The following is a 19,248-nucleotide window of genomic DNA, read 5'->3' on the forward strand; positions in this document are numbered from 1 at the left end:
ATGTTTTGGAGGCCTTTCTTGGCTCAGGGAATTTGGGATACTTGTCTTGCGGTGTTGGAAACAGAGTTGCCACCGCAACAGTACATCACGTGGATCAAACGTTTATCGACCACTGAGCATGCGGCGGGACTTAATCTAGTCGCGCCCAATCGTTTCGTCGGCGATTGGGTGCGTGACAAGTATTTGGATCGTATCGCGCAATTGGCTAAAGACGTCAGCGAGAACCCTGCTTTTCGTGTTGAAGTGCAGATAGCCCATCGTGAAGGCGTTGCCGCGCCGTCGACCTTTAATCGGTCCTCTGCTACGCCGTTAGCGACTCGGCCACCGGGTCAGGATGCTATGGTTGAGGCTGGTGCGGAGAACCGCAGAGCCGCCTCCCTGGCTTCCTCTAATGTGCGAGTTGAAGGTGGGTTACGACATCACAGTTTTCTAAACCCCGGGTTCACCTTTACCAGTTTTGTAGAAGGTAAAGCTAACCAGATGGCGTTGGCGGCGTCTAAGCAAGTAGCTGCCAATGAAGGGGGCGGGTACAACCCACTTTTTATATACGGTGGAGTGGGTTTGGGTAAGACACACTTGATGCACGCGATTGGCAATGAAGTGGTGCAACGTAATCAGAACGCGCGAGTGCTTTATATCCATTCTGAGCGCTTCGTAGCTGATATGGTCAAGGCCTTGCAACAGGGCGCTATGAACGACTTCAAGCGTTTTTATCGCAGTTTGGATGCATTGCTGATCGACGACATTCAGTTTTTTTCCGGTAAGGACCGTACTCAAGAGGAGTTTTTCCATACCTTCAACGCGTTGTTGGAAGGGAACCAGCAGGTTATATTGACTTGCGACCGTTTTCCGAAAGAGATGGACGGGTTGGAAGATCGTCTGAAGAGTCGCTTTTCCTGGGGGTTAACGGTCGCCGTTGAGCCGCCTGATTTGGAAACCCGGGTAGCGATCCTGAAGAAAAAAGCCGAGAAAGAGAAGGTACGATTGTCGGATGAAGCTGCGTTCTTTATTGCGCAGCGGATTCAGTCCAATGTACGCGAATTGGAAGGTGCATTGAAGCGTGTCATCGCGAACGCGCAATTTACCCGCAGTCGTATCACGCTCGGGTTCATAAAGGACACTTTGAAGGATCTGCTCGCAGCGCAGGATAAACAAATATCCATCGATAACATTCAGCGTATGGTGGCGGAGTACTACAATATCAAGATCAACGACCTGCTGTCCAAACGACGCAGTCGTTCAGTCGCACGTCCGCGTCAAATGGCGATGGCGTTGGCAAAAGAACTGACATCACACAGTTTGCCGGAGATCGGTGCGGCCTTTGGTGGACGCGATCATACAACGGTATTGCATGCGTGCAGAAAGGTAAAAGAGTTGCTGGAATCTTCATCGGAACTGCGTGAAGATTATGCGAAAATACATCGGTCACTGACCAGTTAACAGAATCGAGAGAAAGGACAATGAACCTCAAAGTATCACGTGAAGATTTGCTGAAACCTCTGCAATTTGTGGCTGGTGTCGTTGAAAAGCGCAATACCTTGGCTATCTTGGCCAACGTGCTGTTGGAAGTAGAGGGTGACGTTCTGACCCTGACCGGTACCGATCTGGAAGTGGAACTGGTAGCTCGGTTGCCTTTATTGGAACCCGCTGAGCATAGCGCCGTCACCTTGCCGGCCAAAAAACTGCTGGATATCTGTAAATCCTTGCCGGCGGAATCGGTGATAGATCTGGTTCAAGATGGCGATCGCGTTATTATTAAGACTGGCCGTAGTCGTTATAACCTGGCTACCTTGCCGGCTGTTGAATTCCCCAACATTCAAACGGAAGAAGACACCGCACCGGTTACGTTACCTCAGCGTGTGCTGCGTAAGGTAATCGATTCCACCACTTTTGCCATGGCGGTGCAGGATGTCCGGTACTATTTGAACGGTATGCTGCTTGAATTAAAAGATAAGCAATTACGCTCTGTAGCGACCGACGGGCACCGGTTGGCGATGGCATTAACCCAGTTGGAGTCTGAAGTTCCTAATGTACAGGTCATTGTGCCGCGCAAGGGTATTTTGGAGCTGCAACGTATTATTGATGACAGCGATAAGAATCTCACGTTGGAACTGACGTCGAATCACATGCGCGCGACGCTCGACCAGTTCACCTTCACCACCAAATTAGTGGACGGTAAATTCCCGGATTACGAACGTGTTATTCCGCGCGGCGGAGATAAAGAAATCGTCGCCGATAAAGAGAGTTTGAAGATGGTGTTGTCGCGCGCGTCGATTCTGTCCAACGAAAAGTACCGCGGTGTTCGTTTGGTGTTCACCGACGGGAATGTGCAGGTATTGGCGAACAACCCAGAGCAAGAAGAAGCGGAAGAAAACCTTGCCGTGGATTACCAGGGTGAGCCTTTGGAAGTCGGGTTTAATGTGACCTACTTGATCGACGTGCTTAACGCCGTTAAGGGTGATCAAATCATGATTAAAGCCTCGGATGCTAACAGCAGTGCGTTGGTGCGTGACTTCGACGACGATACAGCGGTCTACGTCATCATGCCTATGCGTTTGTAGTGTTGGTTAGCGAGTCTTTGCCGGTGATGCTGCAGAACACAATTGTTAGGTGTCCTGTCGTGCAGTATCACCGGAATCTTCTTCCGGTCCCTTTCTGCGTTTTCTACTTATGCCATTGACCAAAGTTAAGATAAACGGTTTTCGTAATCTGTCTTCCGTCAGTTGGCAGCCATCCCCTCATATAAATTTGATTACCGGTGCTAACGGTTCAGGTAAAACGTCGTTGCTGGAAGCCTTGTACGTGTTAGGGTCAGGTAAGAGCTTTCGGGTGGCGCAGGTTAAGCCCTTGGTAACATTTAATGCCGATCGTTTTTCGCTATACGGTGAAGCCCTTTTGCCTGATCGGCATTCGATGGGTATTGAAAAACGGCTCGCGGGTGACGGCACCATTGTTATTGATGGGTCTCGCGCCGCCAGTGCGTCGGAATTGGCGTCGCTGTTGCCCATTCAACACTTTGGTTTAGACGACTTTCAGTTGTTTGAAGGCGGTCCCCGTATTCGGCGACGGTTTTTGGATTGGGGAGTGTTCCACGTGGAACACGAACAAGATGCTCAATTGTTTCGTCGTTTTGATCGTGCAATAAAACAACGCAATAGTGGTCTTAGATCTGGTAAAATAAGCCGCAGTGAACAACAAGTATGGAACGCCGAGTTTCTAAAATGCGCGGAGTCCTTGGATGAAGCCCGACGGCGTTACCTGACCGCATTGATGGAAGCTTATCGTGTCCTGTGTCTCTCGTACGGTGATATGCCATACGCTGAGGCGTTGTCGATACAGTATTCGCCCGGTTGGGATCAGAAGATGTCGTTGGCGGATGCCATGCAGAGGCCTAATCTGATCGAACGTGAACGGAAAACAGGCATTACTCAAGCAGGACCTCACCGGGCAGATTTACGCATGATGATGGAGGGTATGCCGGCGCGCGACCTGTTGTCGCGTGGGCAGATGAAGGTGTTAGGGCATTTATTGAAATTGGCGCAAATTAAGGTGCTGGTGTCCGAACGTTCGGCAGGGCGACTGCCAATATTGTTATTGGATGATCTGGCTGCTGAATTGGATGAGGGCAACGTGGTGAAGTTGCTGTCATTGGTGAGAAACTTCGGTACACAGGTTTTTCTGACCACGCTGGATGCTAAACAACTACCGCCTGTTCGTTTATGGGCAGAACAAACAGAATTAAAACTGTTCCACGTGGAACATGGTCAATTGACCGAACAATCGTTTCAGGAGTAACCGATGTCAGAGAATTATGATTCGTCGAGTATCAAAGTACTCAAAGGCCTGGATGCCGTCCGCAAACGTCCGGGTATGTACATAGGCGATACGGATGACGGTACAGGCTTACACCACATGGTGTTTGAGGTTGTCGATAACTCGATCGATGAAGCACTGGCAGGGCATTGTGATGACATCCAAGTCATCATACACCCGGATGATTCGATTTCGGTTTCTGACAACGGTCGTGGTATACCGACCGAGATGCACGAGGAAGGGCAGTCGGCTGCTGAAGTTATTATGACGGTGTTGCACGCTGGCGGTAAGTTCGACGACAACAGCTATAAGGTGTCAGGTGGTTTACACGGTGTGGGTGTGTCGGTAGTGAACGCCTTGTCAAAGGAACTGACACTGACCATTAAACGCGGTGGTGAAATACACCAACAGCTGTATGTTCACGGTGTTCCGCAAGCACCCTTGGCGGTAACCGGTAAAACAACGGAAAGTGGTACCACCATCCACTTTAAACCGTCTGCAGAGACCTTTACCAACATCAAGTTCGTTTATGAAATTCTCGCCAAGCGTCTGCGCGAGCTGTCGTTCCTTAACAGCGGCGTTTCCATTCGTTTGAAAGATGAACGTTCAGGCAAAGAAGACCATTTCTGCTACGAAGGCGGCTTGCGCACCTTCGTTGATTACTTGAACAAAAACAAAACCACGCTGAACAAGACCTTCCACTTCAGTACCCAGCGTGAAGACGGAATTGGTGTGGAAGTCGCCTTGCAGTGGAACGACAGCTATCAAGAGCAGATTCTTTGCTATACCAACAACATTCCACAGCGTGACGGCGGTACCCACCTCGCCGGATTTCGCGCTGCCATAACGCGCAACCTGAATACCTATATTCAGCAAGAAAGCATGCAGAAGAAGCAAAAGGTTGCTACTACCGGTGATGACGCGCGTGAGGGCTTAACAGCCATTATCTCGGTGAAGGTACCTGATCCTAAGTTCAGCTCGCAGACCAAAGACAAACTGGTATCCAGCGAAGTAAAAACGGCAGTAGAGCAGGAAATGGGTACGTCGTTCGCTGACTACCTGTTGGAAAACCCCGGAGAAGCCAAGCAGATCGTCCAGAAGATGATCGATGCGGCCCGCGCACGGGAAGCGGCGCGCAAAGCACGCGAAATGACGCGTCGTAAAGGTGCACTGGATATAGCGGGGTTGCCGGGTAAACTGGCAGATTGCCAAGAGAAAGATCCTGCGCTGTCTGAACTCTACTTGGTGGAGGGTGATTCGGCCGGCGGTAGCGCCAAACAGGGCCGAGATCGCCGCACACAGGCCATCTTACCGTTGAAAGGAAAGATTCTGAACGTTGAGAAAGCACGTTTTGACAAGATGTTAGCGTCGGCCGAAGTCGGTACACTGATCACGGCACTAGGCTGTGGCATTGGTCGTGAAGAATTCAACATCGAAAAGCTCCGCTACCACCGTATCATCATTATGACGGATGCGGACGTCGACGGATCGCACATTCGCACACTCTTGTTGACCTTTTTCTTCCGCCAAATGCCGGAATTGATCGAGAATGGCTACATCTACATTGCCCAGCCACCCTTGTATAAGGTCAAGAAGGGCAAGCAAGAGCAGTACATCAAAGACGACGATGCGCTAAACCAATATTTAACACAGGTCGCTATCGAGGGCGCCAGCCTAACACCAGGTGATGGCGCGGCGCCAATCACAGGTAGCGGACTTGAGACTCTGATCCTGCATTATCAGTCGGTAATGAAGGCGATTCGTCGTCTCAGTCGCGTCTATCCTGAAGCCGTATTGGAAAACTTGCTGTATTTGCCGACGGTGGAGCGCAGTCACCTAGCCGATCAAGGCCAAATGGCGACCTGGGTCGAGCATATGGATACCATGTTGCAGGCTTATAATACGTCCACGCGTGTTTACACCACCAGTTTGGACCAACACGCAGAAACGGGCCTGTGGATTCCCAAGATCACCGCTGTGCAGCACGGTTTGAGCAATCACTATGTGTTGTCACCGGAGTTCTTTGCCGCTGAAGACTATCGCAACATCAATAGCCTGGGTACGACCATGGCCGACCTGTTCAGCGGCGGCGCTACCGTCCAACGTGGTGAGAAGGTTCTGCAGACCGAGCGAATGAAAGAAATGATGACTTGGTTGATGCACGAAGCGCAGCGCGGCTATTACATTCAGCGTTATAAGGGTCTGGGTGAAATGAACCCTGAGCAGCTGTGGGAAACCACCATGGACCCCGAGTCGCGTCGCATGTTGCAAGTCTCCATTGAAGACGCCATTGGTGCCGATCAAATCTTTACTACCCTGATGGGTGATGATGTGGAACCACGGCGGGATTTCATTCAGCAAAATGCCCTCCTAGTAGAGAACTTGGATTACTGATTCTAGGTGTTAGCGGGCGGGGTTTGATGCCGTAAAAACTAAAAGCCGGTCTTGTTCACAAGACCGGCTTTTTTATTAGTGCTGGAGAACGGAGAATAGGCTTTTACTCGGCTCAATCTCAGTTGCCAAAGGCTTCCTGCTGCAGGGCGCTCGATGGGCTGGCCGTAACGTCGGCATCCAGTGTGCCTTGATCACCGTGTAAACTGCGGTGAATGGTTGCCTGAAGTTGCTGGGTAACGGCCAGCGCATCACCGCTCGTAGAGGCCATTGTGGGGTGCAGAGTAACCGTGATTACACCGGCCCGTTTGGGCTGCCACAAAGATGCGGGCCAAACCCGGCCAGCGTCAAGACTGACCGGCAACAAGGGCACATTGGCTTTTTGGGCCAGGGTGGCGGCACCCTTAGAGAATTTTCCCAATTCATCAGGATGACGGCGTGTGCCTTCCGGGAAGATCAAAACATGATGTCCGTCAGTAAGCACACGCTTACCTTGCTCTACCACCTGTACCATGGCGGATTTAGGGTTTGTGCGATCGATGGCGATGGGCTTCAGCAGGCCATACGTCCAGCCAAAAAAGGGTATTTTTAACAACGATTTTTTGATCACCTGGCTCTGGGGGTTGATCAAGGTTTGCAGGAAGAAGGTTTCCCAAGCACTTTGATGGTTTGCGGCAATGACTACCGGCTGTTGTGGCAAGTGTTCACGCCCGACCACCTGCCACCGTATGCCCAGTACCCAACGCGCGGCGTACAGAGAGAACCAGGACCAGGTTAAGATGATGTACGGATAGCGCCAGCGCTTCGGCAGCATCCAACTGGTTAAGCCAGCGAAAATGGCCCAAAAGATGGTGAACGGGCCATAAAAAAAGAGATAAAACACAGCGGTACGAAACCAGGCCAACCACATACTATATCCTCACAGGTGCAGCGTTGAGCATTTGCCCGCGACGATGCTGCTGTCGCCCACGGTGCGGCCCGAGCTTTGCTCGAATAGCATCATGTTACGGCCTCGACACCTAACTAGCCAGTAGCCATCGTTCAGCAGACTTGTGACATTGTGGCATATTTATACAGTCCACTCTCGCGTTACCGGCATACGGCCTATTCCCGAGCATAAAAAACCCGGCACTGAGCCGGCTTTCGTGCGCTTGATTCGCCGACTACACCTGTAACAGGGAGATGTCTGCGACCTGCAGGAACAATTGCCGCACATTGGCCAGCAGAGCCAGCCTCTGCGCCCGTAGGGCAGCGTCATCTGCCATAACCATCACATCACTGAAGAACTGGTCCAGCGGGCCCTTAAGCGCGCTCAGCGCCTTTAACGCGGACTCATAGTCACCGTTACCCACCGCGGCGCCTACGTCGCCCTCTAACTGCGGTAACATACTCAGCAAGGCTTGTTCGGCAGGCTCTTGCAACAAGGCGGCGTCTAGGCGAGCGGGCAAACCATCGGTAGCCTTGCTCAGCAGGTTGGCCACCCGCTTATTGGCTTCTGCCAAACTGGCGGCCGCAGTGCTGTGTTTGAACGCGCTGACGCCCATCACGCGACGCTGAATATCCAGCGGTTCGCTGATGTTCAGGGCACGTACGGCATAAAAGACATCGGTATCAATGTCGGCGTCCTGGTACCAAGCGCGGAAACGTTCCAATACGTAGCTCAACACATCCTGCTCGACCGTTGCACTCTCGGGCAGGTTCCCATATTGCTGACGGGATAAGGCAAGTAACTCAGCCAAATCCAGTTCCAACTCCCGCTCTACCAGGATACGCAATACACCCAGTGCGGCTCGACGCAACGCATACGGGTCTTTAGTGCCGGTCGGTTTGAGACCAATACCGAAGATCCCGGTCAAGGTATCTAGGCGGTCCGCCAACGCCACGACACAGCCTTCTAAGGTTTCTGGCAGGGCATCACCGGCAAACGCGGGGCGATACTGGTCGCGAATGACTTCCGGTACACCGGCGGCTTCGCCATCTTTTTGCGCATAATAATAACCCGCCAACCCTTGCAGGTCGGCAAATTCAAACACCAGGTCCGTTACCAGGTCGGTTTTGGCCAGCTTGGCGCCGCGCTGGGCGACCACCGCATCGGCCCCCACGCGTTGGGCGATTAAGCCTGCCAAGGTTTCCACACGACTGGATTTTTCACGCAACGTGCCTAACTGTTTTTGGAACACGATCTGCTCCAAGCGCGGCAGGCGGTCTTCTAGTGGCGTTTTTTGATCGGTTTCCCAGAAGAACGCCGCGTCAGACAGGCGCGGGCGTATTACTTTCTCATTCCCATGGATCACTACGCTGGGGTCTTTGCTGGCGATATTGGCGATGAAGAAAAACCGCGCTACCAGTTTCCCTGATGCATCAACCGCCGGGAAATACTTCTGGTGTTCTTGCATAGACGACATCAAGGCTTCGGCTGGGACATCAAGGAAGCGTTCGTCGAACTGACCAGACAGCGCCACGGGCCATTCATTGAGGCTATTTACTTCGTCCAGTAAGGCATCGTCGAGCAATACCGTTACTTCATGCTGACGTGCCAATGCTAGCAAATCTTCTTCGATCTTCGCTTTACGTGCGGCAAAATCGGCCAACACAAAGCCTTTTTCCGCCAACACCTGATGGTAGTCACTGGGTTTGGTGATTGGCAACGCCACCGGTGCATGAATACGATGCCCGCGGGTCGTATTACTTGATTGCAGCCCGAACAGCGCCAGCGGTAAGACGTCTTCGCCCCATAAGGCCAGCAGCCATTTTACCGGTCGCACGAATTCATAGCGATGAGCACCCCAACGCATGCGTTTGGCGACGGGCAACTGATTCAGCGCCTGCTCGATGATGTTGGGCAGTAGGGCCGTGGTTTGCTGCCCTGGCTCGGTGCCTTCATGCACCAAGTAATCGCCTTTGTCGGTTTTCTCAACGCCCAGTTCTGCAACGCTGATGCCACAAGACCGAGCAAAGCCTTCGGCAGCCTTTGTGGGGTTACCGTCTTTGTCGTACGCCGCCTGCAACGCCGGTCCGCGCCGATTGAAGGTGCGGTCTGCCTGTTGTACCTGCAGCGCGGTAATCTCTATCGCTAAGCGTCGCGGTGCGGCGTACGAGCGCACCGCTGTGTAACTGAGATCAGCCGCTGCCAGAGCTTGCACAACCTGTTGTTCAAAGGCCGCTGACAGGGTGCGTAACGACTTGGGTGGCAACTCTTCGGTGCCTAGCTCAAATAAGAAATCGCGTGTGGCTTGGCTCATGCTTTGGCCTCCTTTTGAGCGGCTTCGGCCAGCGCGGCCTCACGCAGTGATTCGGGGGCCATCGGAAAACCAGCGGCGCGCCGTGATTCGAAATAGGCTTCGGCGACCGCGCGCGACAGGGTACGAATGCGCAATATATAAGCTTGGCGTTCGGTTACTGAGATGGCATGGCGTGCATCCAGCAAATTGAAGGTGTGTCCAGCCTTAAGAATTTGTTCATAGGCGGGCAAGGGCAGACCGGCGGCGATCAAACGCTGACTGGCGGCTTCGTGCTCTTCAAAGGCGGCAAACAGGGCCGTGGTATTGGCGTGCTCGAAGTTATAGGCTGACTGTTCTTTTTCGTTCTGCAGGTAGACGTCACCGTAGGTGACGACGCTGCCGTCTGGGCTGCGTGTCCAAATCAGGTCGTACACGTTGTCGACTTCCTGAATGTACATCGCCAACCGCTCCAGGCCGTAAGTGATTTCGCCGGTCACCGGGAAGCATTCCAAGCCGCCTACTTGCTGGAAATAAGTAAACTGGGTCACTTCCATACCGTTGAGCCAGACTTCCCAGCCTAAGCCCCAGGCGCCCAATGTGGGGTTTTCCCAATTGTCTTCAACGAAGCGAACATCGTGAATTTCGGGATCAACGCCTAAGGCCTTCAATGAACCTAAGTAGAGTTCCTGAATGTTGTCCGGTGATGGCTTTAATACCACCTGATATTGGTAGTAGTGTTGCAGGCGGTTGGGGTTTTCACCGTAGCGACCGTCGGTGGGTCGGCGGCTGGGCTGCACATAGGCGCAGTTCCATGTCTCCGGCCCAAGGGCCCGTAAGAAAGTCGCGGGGTGTGAAGTGCCCGCACCGACTTCCATATCCAGTGGTTGCAGCATGACACAGCCGTGTTCGGCCCAGTATTGCTGCAAAGTCAGTATAAGTTGTTGAAACGTTGGCTTGTCAGACACGGGTCACCCACAGTCATGAAATGAATTCGATGGTTCTGGCGGAGACCATTAGCACGGTCTCTTCCTACCAGCAGACCGCGCATTATAAACATGGGTGGGTAGCTTGCCTACCGTCGCCAGAACATTGGGCTAAAGATAACGATCAGGGTGAAGATCTCTAAGCGCCCCAACAGCATGGCGAAGCACAGAATCCACTTGGCGGGTACATTGATGCTGGAATAGTTAGCGGCGGCTTCACCGAGCGCGGGGCCTAGGTTGTTCATTGCACTGCCCAACACCGCCCATGCGGTTAGAAAGTCCAGTCCGGTGGCGAGCAATAACGTCAAAAGAACCGTAAATGCGAACATATAAACGGCAAAGAAACCCCAGACAGCGGCCAGTACGCGCTCCGGGACTTCCTTACGGCCAACTTTGACTGGAAATACGCCGTTCGGGTGAATCAGGCGTTTAATCTCGCGCACACCTTGTTTCCACAGCAATAAAATACGAATGGCTTTCATGCCGCCAGCGGTCGACGCCGCCGAGCCGCCAATAAACGACGACAAAAAGAGTAAAAACGGCAGAAAAAATGGCCAGTGCGAAAACCCCGTGGCGGCGAATCCAGCCGTGGTCATTACCGACGTCGCTTCGAAGGCGCCAATGCGAATGGCTCGCCAACCGGTCTCGGTGTTAGTGAAGGTGAGGCCGACGGCCATCACCACCATTAACCCGACGATGATGGTCAGGAAGAACCGGTATTCGGGGTCACGCCAATAGCCCAGCATACTTTTATTGCGGAAGGCGACGAAATGCAGGCTGAAGTTACCCGCAGCCAGCAGCATAAAAACGATGGCAATACTTTCGATGACGGCGCTGTCGTAATACCCGATGCTGGCGTCCTTGGTGGAAAAGCCGCCGATGGCTACGGTACTGAAAGAGTGACCGATGGCGTCGAACAAGGTCATGCCTGCGGCCCAATAACCCAGGGCGCACAGCACCGTAATCCCCAGATAGATGTACCACAGCGCTTTCGCGGTTTCCGCGATACGCGGCGTCAACTTGTTGTCCTTCACCGGGCCAGGTGCTTCGGCACGGTAGAGCTGCATGCCACCTATCCCTAGCATCGGCAGTATGGCGACCGCTAAGACCACAATCCCCATGCCACCCATCCATTGCAGTTGTTGGCGGTAGAACAAAATGGAGCGCGGCAGATCGTCGAGCCCGCTGATCACCGTGGCCCCGGTGGTGGTCAGACCTGAGAAGGATTCAAAGAAGGCATCGGTAAAGGTCAGCGTCGGCGCGGTCGACAAAAACAACGGCAAGGCGCCCGCCGCTCCCAGCACCACCCAAAACAACGCCGTGACCAAAAAACCCTCACGCGTGCGCATCTCTTGCTGACTGCCATAAGACGGCAGCCACACCAACACGCCGATTACAAAAATCACCACAAAGGATACCGCAAAGGGCATGATGCTGCTGTCGTCATACCACAGCGCTAAGCCCATGCTGGGCAGCATGGCAAAGGAAAACAGCATCAATAGAATGCCCAGTATGCGAAGGATCACGCGAAACTGCATAGTGCTGGTCTATCCCTTGGTTAAAAGAACGTAAGCCCAACCTGAAAAAGGCGTTCGACATCCGGGGTCCGTCGTTTATCGACCAAAAACAGAATGACGTGGTCTTCGGCTTCTATCACCAGCTTGTTGTTGGCGATAATCACCTCGTCTTGGCGCACCACCGCGCCGATGGTGGTGCCTTCAGGGAGGTCTATATCCTCAATGGCTTTACCGACCACTTTTGAACTGGCCGCGTCACCGTGGGCTACCGCTTCGATGGCTTCCGCTGCACCGCGTCGCAGCGAGTGAACGTTTACGATATCGCCCCGACGTACGTACGCCAGTAAGGTGCCGATGGTGGCGTGTGAAGGCGAAATAGCGACGTCTATTTCACCACCCTGAACGAGATCAACGTACGCCGGGTTGTTGATCAAGGCCATGACCTTGCGCGCTCCCAGACGCTTAGCCAGCATGGATGACATGATGTTGGCTTCATCATCATTGGTCAGTGCCATGAAAATATCGGTATCTTCGATGTTTTCGCTCAACAACAATTCTTGGTCTGACGCATCACCTTGCAAGACAAGCGCGTGGTTCAGGTGTTCCGACAGATAGTGGCAGCGCTCCGTATTGCGCTCGAGAACTTTTAAGCGATAACGCGACTCAATTGCCGACGCCAGGCGGTACCCAATGTTCCCGCCGCCCGCGATCACGATGCGGCGGTAGGCGCTCTCCTTGCGGCGCAATTCGTTCATAACGCCCTTGATGTCTTTTTGCGCCGCGATGAAGAACACCTCATCCTCGGCTTCGATCACCGTATTGCCGCGCGGTAGAATAGCGCGGTCTTTACGGAAGATCGCCGCAACTCGGGTTTTGGCGTTGGGCATATGTTCGCGCAGATAGCCCAGTTCCTGGCCAACCAATAAGCCGCCGGTGATGGCCTTTACGGCCACCAACTGCACCTTGCCATCGGCAAAATCCAGTACTTGCAGTGCCCCGGGGTGTTCCACCAAGCGTTGTATGTAATCACAGACTACCTGTTCAGGGCTGATCAATACATCGATGGGAATGGCGTTGTTGTTAAAGAGTATTTCGGCGCGTTTCAGATAGTGCGGGTTGCGAATTCGGGCGATCTTGGTGGGCGTGCGAAACAGTGCATAGGCGACTTGGCAGGCCACCATATTCACTTCGTCGCTGTTGGTCACCGAGATCATCAAGTCCGCGTCGTCGGCACCCGCCTGCATCAGTATATTAGGGTGTGACGCCAAGCCGTGTACGGTGCGAATATCCAGTCGATCTTGCAGCTCGCGCAGCCGAACGGCATCGGTATCGACCAAGGTAATGTCGTTGTCTTCATGCGCCAGTGTGCTGGCGAGTGAGCCACCGACCTGGCCGGCACCGAGAATGATGATCTTCATAGTGCTGTCCGTTTAGGATTGTAGTTTCTGCAGCCGTGCATAATAGAAGCCGTCGGATCCGCCCTTTAATGGCAGCCATTGTTGACCTATTTTTAATGGAAGTCCACGGCTGGCGGGTAACGCCGCTGCCGCCGCATCGGGGGTCCGAGCGAGAAATGCACTGACCTGCTCTTCATTTTCGGCGGGCAAGACAGAACAGGTGGTGTAGAGCAGGAACCCACCGGGTTTCAGCATGGGCCACACGGCGTCTAAAATGCGCCGCTGGGTTTTTACCAGCTGGGCAATGTCTTCTGGACGGCGCAGCAGTTTAATGTCCGGATGACGACGTATCACGCCTGTGCCAGAACAAGGCACGTCCAACAGAATTCGGTCGAACGGTTTGTGATTCCAGTAAGCGTCAATGTCTTCGGCGCTGGCACAATGCAACACGGCGTTTAAACCGATACGCGTCAGATTCTCTTCAATACGTACTAGGCGTCGACTGTCTTGGTCCACCGCAATGACATCGCCATTGCCCTGAATCAGCTCCAAAATATGGCCGGTCTTACCGCCGGGTGCCGCACAGGCGTCCAGAATACGCTGGCCGGGTTGTGGATCCAGCCAGTGGGCGGCCATCTGTGCCGCTTCATCCTGCACCGATACCCGGCCTTCGGTAAAACCGGGCAACGCCGTGACATCTGTGGCTTTGTCTAACGTGATACCGTAAGGACTGACCTGTGTGGGTTGGGCAGCAATGTCCCAACTGGCCAACTCGGCTAAATAGTCGATGCGACTTTGTTTGGTCAGATTCAAGCGCAAGGTTAACGGCCCAGGCTCCTGATTGGCTTGCACAATGCTTTGCCAGTCATTGGGCCAGGCCGTACGCAGCATATCTAGCATCCATTGTGGATGATTCCAGCGCGCCGGTTCCTTGAACTGGGCCTGTAGGTGGCCGACGGTGGCTTTGCGCAGAACGGCGTTTAACAAGCCGCGCGCCCAGTCTTTTTTAAGCAGCTTCGCGGCATCGACGGTACTGGCGACGGCGGCATGGTCGGGAATCGACAAAAACCGTACCTGACAGATGCCGACCAACAGTAAACAATAGACGTCGAGGTCTTTCTTGCGCAACGGTTTCGTTAACGCGCTGTTGGCCAGCGCCTCAAGCTCTTGAAAGTGCCGAATGGTTTGATAGACCAGCGCTTGTAACAAGCCTTTGTCGCGCGCCGGTATGTCTTGTAACGCGGCCGGCAAGGCTTCGTTCAGAGATACACGGTCTTGCCAGACCTGTAAGACGGCGCGGGCAGCGGCAACACGGGTGCGGGCCATCAGTTCAATACCTCACCGTCTTGCAGGGCCTGACCTTGTCCCCGTAACCAGTCTCCTGCCGCCATGGCTTTCTTGCCCGGTGGTTGTAGTGTTTTGATGCTCAGCCAACCCTGTGTGCACGCCACTGAGAAGTGGTCTTTATGGCGGCGCACAGTGCCGGGTGGAACAGTATGCGTGCCGGATTCGGCGTCGGCCGACCAAACGCGATAGGTCTGATCGCGCCATTGAAAACTGCTCACCGGCCACGGATTGAACGCCCGTACTCGGCGCGCCAATGTGTCTGCGGTCTCTTGCCAATGCAGTGCCGCTTCGTCCTTGCTCAGTTTGTGTGCGTAGGTCACGCCGCTTTCGGGTTGGGGTGTGGCTTGTTGCAGTAATGGCGCAGCTTGCGGCAGAAAATCGAGCAGTAATTCAATGCCACTGGCGGCGAGCGCATCGTGCAGATCACCGGCATTCATATCATCGCTAATCGTTACCACCGCACGAGAAATCACCGGGCCGGTATCTAGCCCTGCGTCCATCTGCATCAGGCAGACGCCACTTTCTCGATCACCGGCTTCGATGGCCCGCTGTATGGGGGCGGCACCACGCCAACGTGGTAATAATGAAGCGTGTACATTGACGCAACCTAACCGTGGCGCATCCAAAACGGATTGCGGTAAGATCAGGCCATAGGCGATCACGATCATCAGGTCGGCGTCATAGGCGCGTAACTGAGCGAGGGCGTGGTCATTGCCGCGCAGCTTTTCAGGCTGTTCCACTGGAATGCCTGCTGCAACCGCGGCCGCTTTGACAGGCGAAGGTAAGGGCTGCCGACCACGTCCGGCAGGGCGGTCAGGCTGGGTGTATACCGCAACCGGTACTATGCCGTGATCAATTAAAGCCTGTAATGGGCGTGCGGCAAACTCAGGCGTACCGGCGAAAATAATACGGAGCGGGGACGACATAAGGAAACGCCTTGAACAATAAAAAAGAAGAGCGGGTTAACCATTAACCCGCTTCGCGGTGTGCTTTTTCCAGTTTCTTGCGAATGCGGTTCCGTTTCAGCGTAGAAAGGTAGTCTACAAACAGCTTACCGTCCAAATGGTCGCATTCGTGCTGAATGCAGATGGCGAAAAGGTCCTTGGCTTCCAACGTGAAGCGCTCGCCCTCGGTGTTCAAGGCGCTAACACGAATGTGATTGTGCCGAGTCACTTCTTCATAATACCCCGGCACCGACAAACAGCCTTCCGGATACAGTATTTCTTCGCCCAACAGCTCGATCTCTGGGTTAATAAAGACGTGTGGATCATCTTGCTCTTCCGAGACGTCCACGACAATCACCCGTTGATGAACGTTCACCTGTGAAGCCGCCAGGCCAATACCCGGAGCTTGATACATGGTTTCGAGCATATCACCGGCGAGCGTCCGAATGCTGTCGTCTACCTCGGCCACGGGTTTCGCCTTGGTTCGTAGCCGTGGATCTGGGAACTCAAGGATCTCTAAAATAGCCATAATTCTTTCAAAAACTCCCGGGTTCACGTCGGTTAAACGGGAACCGCATCGCATTAACACACACACTGCGTTTGCAGCGCGGGTAATATGGTTTAAGCTAACTTCATTTGTAGCAAATGATATAGGGAATCGCACGATGAGGAAACGACTTATCGGTCTCCTGCTGGCAAGCTGTATTGCCGCTGTGGCTCATGCCGACATTTTGTCGATCCGTGAAGACGTTCCGGAACGCTATGTCGTCAAGTCAGGCGATACACTCTGGGACATTGCAGAGTTGTTTCTGCAAAGTCCATGGCGGTGGAATGAAATCTGGTACCAAAACCCGCAAATTGAAAATCCGCACCTGATATTTCCGGGCGACATCATTGGCCTGCGTTGGATTGACGGTGAGCCGCGCCTGACCACCCTAGAGCGTGGACTGGAAGCTGACACAGTGCGGTTAACGCAAGATATGGCAGACGATGGTGTGGTGCGATTGCAACCCGCGGTGCGCTACTTCAATGTGGACCAAGCCATTCCGGCCATTCCGCGCGAATACATTCAACCGTTCTTGAACGCCAGTCAAATTGTTACCGGTGAAGAACTCAATGCCGCCGCCTATGTGGTCAGTGGGGAAGAGGGCCGTATTGTGATCGGCGCCGGTGATCGGCTGTATGCACGCGGTAACTGGGCAGGCGATGGTGTGGCGTATGAATTGTTTCGTGCCGGTGAAGCTTATCGCGACCCAGTCACCAATGATTTCCTAGGCGTAGAGGCGATTGCCTTAGGCCGAGCAGAAATGGAAGCCATTCAGGGCGATGTCGCGAAGCTGCATGTCGTGACCAGTCGTTCCAATATACGTTTGGGCGATCGTTTAATGCTCAGCGAGCGCACGCGCTTGGAGCCAACGTTTTTCCCAGCGACACCACCAGAGGGAATGACCGGGCAAATTCTGTCCGTGGTTGAAGGGCTCAGCATCATTGGGCAATTCAACGTCGTGCTCTTGAACCGCGGAGCGGTGGACGGTGTTGCCACCGGGCATGTGTTCGACATCATGCGGCAGGGTGAAGTTGTGCGTGACCCGATCAATAACCAATTGATCCGGCTACCGGAGGAGCAAGGCGGTATGATGATGGTGTTCCGTGTGTTCGATCGCATGTCGTACGCCTTGGTTATGGAGGCCACCAATACCATGAAAGTCGGGGACACCTTTCGTGTACCCAGCATCCGTCGCATTCCTTGACCCGTAGTTAGGCAGATTTAAAAAAGCCCCCGCAAGGTCGCGGGGGTCGTTCCACCCAACACAAGGCAGTTAGCTATGATAGACCAGACGACTTTGCAGTGGCTCATACTGCATTTGGTGCCCGGTATCGGTGGCCGTCGCTTAACACAATTTCTTACTTCTTTCGGTTCTCCCTCCACATTGCCCGAATTAACTCGGGCGGACCTGCAAACGCTGCGTTGGCCTGTCGATGTGGTGGACCAGCTTTGCCGAGCCGCACACAACCCGTGGCACGAACTGCCCGAATTGAAACGCATCGCCAACTGGCAAGCGGCGGACAGACACCATTTGCTGACACCCAGCCATGCCGACTACCCATGGCAGCTCACAGCGTCGTTACCTGATTATCCACCCGTGCTCTATGTGCAAGGCAACCCCGGTGTCTTGACCTTGCCACAGTTGGCGGTGGTGGGGAGCCGACGGCCGGGCAGTACCAGTCGTCAGTTGACCGACGATTGGTGTCGTCGTTTGGCGGCACAAGGTGTAGTGATCACCAGTGGCTTAGCGGCCGGAATCGACATTACCGCGCATTTGGCGGCGCTCGCCGTTGACGGTCAAACAGTCGCCGTGATGGGCAGTGGCTTCGATCACGTATACCCCAAGGGGCATGCACGCCATCTTGATGCAATTGCCGCCAATGGCGCGGTGTTGACCGAGCATTGTCCATCAACACCGCCGTCGCCCGGTAACTTCCCGCGCCGCAACCGCATTGTCGCGGCACTGTCGCAGGCGGTTTTGGTGGTGGAGGCCGCACTGAAAAGTGGTTCCTTGATTACGGCGAAGCTGGCCGCCGAATACGGACGGGATGTCTTGGCGGTGCCCGGCCATCCGTATTACCCAAATGCCCAAGGATGTAACCAACTGCTGCGTGATGGTGCCGAGCTCGCTGCCGACTGGGCCGACGTGAGTGCTCACTTCGGCATGATAGAAGCGCAACACGAGCCAGTGCAGCAGATTCTCGTCTCGGGGCTACAGAATGACCTGTTGGCCCTGATCGGTACGGAGCCTACAGCATTGGAAACCTTGTCGAGCGAGCTGCAAAAACCGCTGAACGAACTCTATGAAGCACTTCTAGATATGGAACTGAGTGGCTTAATACAGCCGCAAGGTGGTTCTTATGTGCGCTTGGTGCCTTAACCCGCACGCCACTGACACTGATGCATGTTTTCGGTGAGTTGCGATGAGTTTTTCAAATTCGCCATGACCTCTGTATCATAGGTGCCTTGATGATCCGGCGAGCGTGCTCGTCTCTTTCTTTGGGCTATCTTTTCAGGCTATGGCGCAATACAGACTATGAAGCAGAGCTGGCAAAAAATTCGACGCGCATTCTACGACGGCCAACTACTGGCCTACCCGACGGAAGCGGTCTGGGGGTTGGGGTGCGACCCGTTCAATGAGGGCGCAGTGCGCCGCCTTCAAGCGGTCAAAAACCGTTCCGCGGGGAAGGGGTTGATCTTAGTCGCCGGGGCGTGGGCACAACTGGACCCGGTTTTGGCGCATTTGTCGGAGGACGAAAAAAAGCCCTTATACGATACCTGGCCTGGTCCGGTTACCTGGCTAATTCCGCGCCCGCCGGCCATTCCACAATGGATTGTCGGGCAGTACGACACGGTCGCCGTGCGTCTCAGCACGCATCCGGGTGTGATAGAACTCACGCAAGCACTCGGCAGCATGGTGGTATCGACCAGCGCCAACCATTCCGGCAAGTCTCCGGCACGCAACGCCTTGCAAGTCCGCCGCTGGTTCGGGTCGGATGTGCCGGTCATTATTCCCGGCCCCTTGGGCGGGCAGTTGAAGCCCAGCCGCATCTTTGACCTGCGCACCGGCGAACAACTGCGCTAGGCC

Annotated in this window: 15 protein-coding genes; 7 read left to right on the plus strand and 8 right to left on the minus strand. The window is 54.1% G+C overall.

The genetic code is table 11. From position 1 onward, the window contains the following. Nucleotides 1-18: 18 nt before the first annotated feature. From dnaA to gyrB, 4 genes are all read left to right on the plus strand, one after another. Nucleotides 19-1,440 carry a chromosomal replication initiator protein DnaA gene (gene dnaA / locus NFC81_RS00005; protein WP_304995476.1) on the plus strand — a complete coding sequence of 474 codons (1,422 nt, stop codon included), beginning with the start codon at nucleotides 19-21 and terminating at the stop codon, nucleotides 1,438-1,440. 20 nt (nucleotides 1,441-1,460) lie between these two features. Then, the gene (dnaN, locus tag NFC81_RS00010) at nucleotides 1,461-2,561 is read left to right on the plus strand and encodes a DNA polymerase III subunit beta (protein WP_304995477.1); all 1,101 of its coding nucleotides are present in this window, start codon (nucleotides 1,461-1,463) and stop codon (nucleotides 2,559-2,561) included. Nucleotides 2,562-2,670: 109 nt separating this feature from the next. Further along, nucleotides 2,671-3,795, plus strand: a complete 1,125-nt coding sequence (gene recF / locus NFC81_RS00015) for a DNA replication/repair protein RecF (protein ID WP_304995478.1) — start codon at nucleotides 2,671-2,673, stop codon at nucleotides 3,793-3,795. A gap of 3 nt (nucleotides 3,796-3,798) precedes the next feature. Beyond that, a complete protein-coding gene (gene gyrB, locus NFC81_RS00020) occupies nucleotides 3,799-6,207 on the plus strand; it encodes a DNA topoisomerase (ATP-hydrolyzing) subunit B (RefSeq protein ID WP_304995479.1) in 2,409 nt (802 codons plus the stop codon). A gap of 118 nt (nucleotides 6,208-6,325) precedes the next feature. Here gyrB and NFC81_RS00025 read toward each other — a convergent pair whose 3' ends face one another. The 8 genes from NFC81_RS00025 to def all read right to left on the minus strand — a co-directional run bounded on the left by NFC81_RS00025 (nucleotide 6,326) and on the right by def (nucleotide 16,142). After that, nucleotides 6,326-7,114: a lysophospholipid acyltransferase family protein gene (locus NFC81_RS00025; RefSeq protein ID WP_304995480.1), complete on the minus strand. Its 789-nt coding sequence runs from the start codon at nucleotides 7,112-7,114 to the stop codon at nucleotides 6,326-6,328. 253 nt (nucleotides 7,115-7,367) lie between these two features. Continuing rightward, complete coding sequence (gene glyS, locus NFC81_RS00030; RefSeq protein ID WP_304995481.1) at nucleotides 7,368-9,446, minus strand: glycine--tRNA ligase subunit beta; 2,079 nt, start codon at nucleotides 9,444-9,446, stop codon at nucleotides 7,368-7,370. Continuing rightward, nucleotides 9,443-10,390: a glycine--tRNA ligase subunit alpha gene (glyQ, locus tag NFC81_RS00035; protein ID WP_304995482.1), complete on the minus strand. Its 948-nt coding sequence runs from the start codon at nucleotides 10,388-10,390 to the stop codon at nucleotides 9,443-9,445. The genes glyS and glyQ overlap by 4 nt, the downstream gene beginning before the upstream one ends. 107 nt (nucleotides 10,391-10,497) lie before the next feature. Further along, nucleotides 10,498-11,946 (minus strand): TrkH family potassium uptake protein, encoded by a 1,449-nt coding sequence (locus NFC81_RS00040; protein ID WP_304995483.1) that lies wholly within the window; start codon nucleotides 11,944-11,946, stop codon nucleotides 10,498-10,500. A gap of 20 nt (nucleotides 11,947-11,966) precedes the next feature. Next, a complete protein-coding gene (gene trkA / locus NFC81_RS00045) occupies nucleotides 11,967-13,343 on the minus strand; it encodes a Trk system potassium transporter TrkA (RefSeq protein ID WP_304995484.1) in 1,377 nt (458 codons plus the stop codon). A gap of 12 nt (nucleotides 13,344-13,355) precedes the next feature. Beyond that, nucleotides 13,356-14,648 carry a 16S rRNA (cytosine(967)-C(5))-methyltransferase RsmB gene (gene rsmB, locus NFC81_RS00050; protein ID WP_304995485.1) on the minus strand — a complete coding sequence of 431 codons (1,293 nt, stop codon included), beginning with the start codon at nucleotides 14,646-14,648 and terminating at the stop codon, nucleotides 13,356-13,358. Next, nucleotides 14,648-15,595: a methionyl-tRNA formyltransferase gene (gene fmt / locus NFC81_RS00055; protein ID WP_304995486.1), complete on the minus strand. Its 948-nt coding sequence runs from the start codon at nucleotides 15,593-15,595 to the stop codon at nucleotides 14,648-14,650. Before fmt ends, rsmB begins: the two co-directional genes overlap by 1 nt. Before the next feature lie 43 nt (nucleotides 15,596-15,638). Next, entirely contained in the window at nucleotides 15,639-16,142 is a 504-nt protein-coding gene (gene def / locus NFC81_RS00060; RefSeq protein ID WP_304995487.1) for a peptide deformylase, read from the minus strand. Nucleotides 16,143-16,278: 136 nt separating this feature from the next. On the opposite strand from def, the gene NFC81_RS00065 reads away from it, so the two are divergent. The 3 genes from NFC81_RS00065 to NFC81_RS00075 all read left to right on the plus strand — a co-directional run bounded on the left by NFC81_RS00065 (nucleotide 16,279) and on the right by NFC81_RS00075 (nucleotide 19,245). After that, entirely contained in the window at nucleotides 16,279-17,364 is a 1,086-nt protein-coding gene (locus NFC81_RS00065; RefSeq protein WP_304995488.1) for a LysM domain-containing protein, read from the plus strand. Between the two features lie 75 nt (nucleotides 17,365-17,439). Continuing rightward, the gene (gene dprA / locus NFC81_RS00070; RefSeq protein ID WP_304995489.1) at nucleotides 17,440-18,540 is read left to right on the plus strand and encodes a DNA-processing protein DprA; all 1,101 of its coding nucleotides are present in this window, start codon (nucleotides 17,440-17,442) and stop codon (nucleotides 18,538-18,540) included. A gap of 156 nt (nucleotides 18,541-18,696) precedes the next feature. Then, entirely contained in the window at nucleotides 18,697-19,245 is a 549-nt protein-coding gene (locus NFC81_RS00075) for a Sua5/YciO/YrdC/YwlC family protein (protein WP_304995490.1), read from the plus strand. Nucleotides 19,246-19,248: the final 3 nt, after the last annotated feature.

It is taken from the genome of Salinispirillum sp. LH 10-3-1 (assembly GCF_030643825.1).
In the GTDB taxonomy this organism is placed as follows: domain Bacteria; phylum Pseudomonadota; class Gammaproteobacteria; order Pseudomonadales; family Natronospirillaceae; genus Salinispirillum.

Excerpts from the sequence above, each read along its gene's own strand:
- dnaN (WP_304995477.1), top strand. The coding sequence starts at position 1,461 with ATGAACCTCAAAGTATCACGTGAAGATTTGCTGAAACCTCTGCAATTT.
- recF (WP_304995478.1), top strand. The coding sequence starts at position 2,671 with ATGCCATTGACCAAAGTTAAGATAAACGGTTTTCGTAATCTGTCTTCC.
- gyrB (WP_304995479.1), top strand. The coding sequence starts at position 3,799 with ATGTCAGAGAATTATGATTCGTCGAGTATCAAAGTACTCAAAGGCCTG.
- NFC81_RS00025 (WP_304995480.1), bottom strand. The coding sequence starts at position 7,114 with ATGTGGTTGGCCTGGTTTCGTACCGCTGTGTTTTATCTCTTTTTTTAT.
- glyS (WP_304995481.1), bottom strand. The coding sequence starts at position 9,446 with ATGAGCCAAGCCACACGCGATTTCTTATTTGAGCTAGGCACCGAAGAG.
- NFC81_RS00040 (WP_304995483.1), bottom strand. The coding sequence starts at position 11,946 with ATGCAGTTTCGCGTGATCCTTCGCATACTGGGCATTCTATTGATGCTG.
- trkA (WP_304995484.1), bottom strand. The coding sequence starts at position 13,343 with ATGAAGATCATCATTCTCGGTGCCGGCCAGGTCGGTGGCTCACTCGCC.
- rsmB (WP_304995485.1), bottom strand. The coding sequence starts at position 14,648 with ATGGCCCGCACCCGTGTTGCCGCTGCCCGCGCCGTCTTACAGGTCTGG.
- fmt (WP_304995486.1), bottom strand. The coding sequence starts at position 15,595 with ATGTCGTCCCCGCTCCGTATTATTTTCGCCGGTACGCCTGAGTTTGCC.
- def (WP_304995487.1), bottom strand. The coding sequence starts at position 16,142 with ATGGCTATTTTAGAGATCCTTGAGTTCCCAGATCCACGGCTACGAACC.
- NFC81_RS00065 (WP_304995488.1), top strand. The coding sequence starts at position 16,279 with ATGAGGAAACGACTTATCGGTCTCCTGCTGGCAAGCTGTATTGCCGCT.
- dprA (WP_304995489.1), top strand. The coding sequence starts at position 17,440 with ATGATAGACCAGACGACTTTGCAGTGGCTCATACTGCATTTGGTGCCC.
- NFC81_RS00075 (WP_304995490.1), top strand. The coding sequence starts at position 18,697 with ATGAAGCAGAGCTGGCAAAAAATTCGACGCGCATTCTACGACGGCCAA.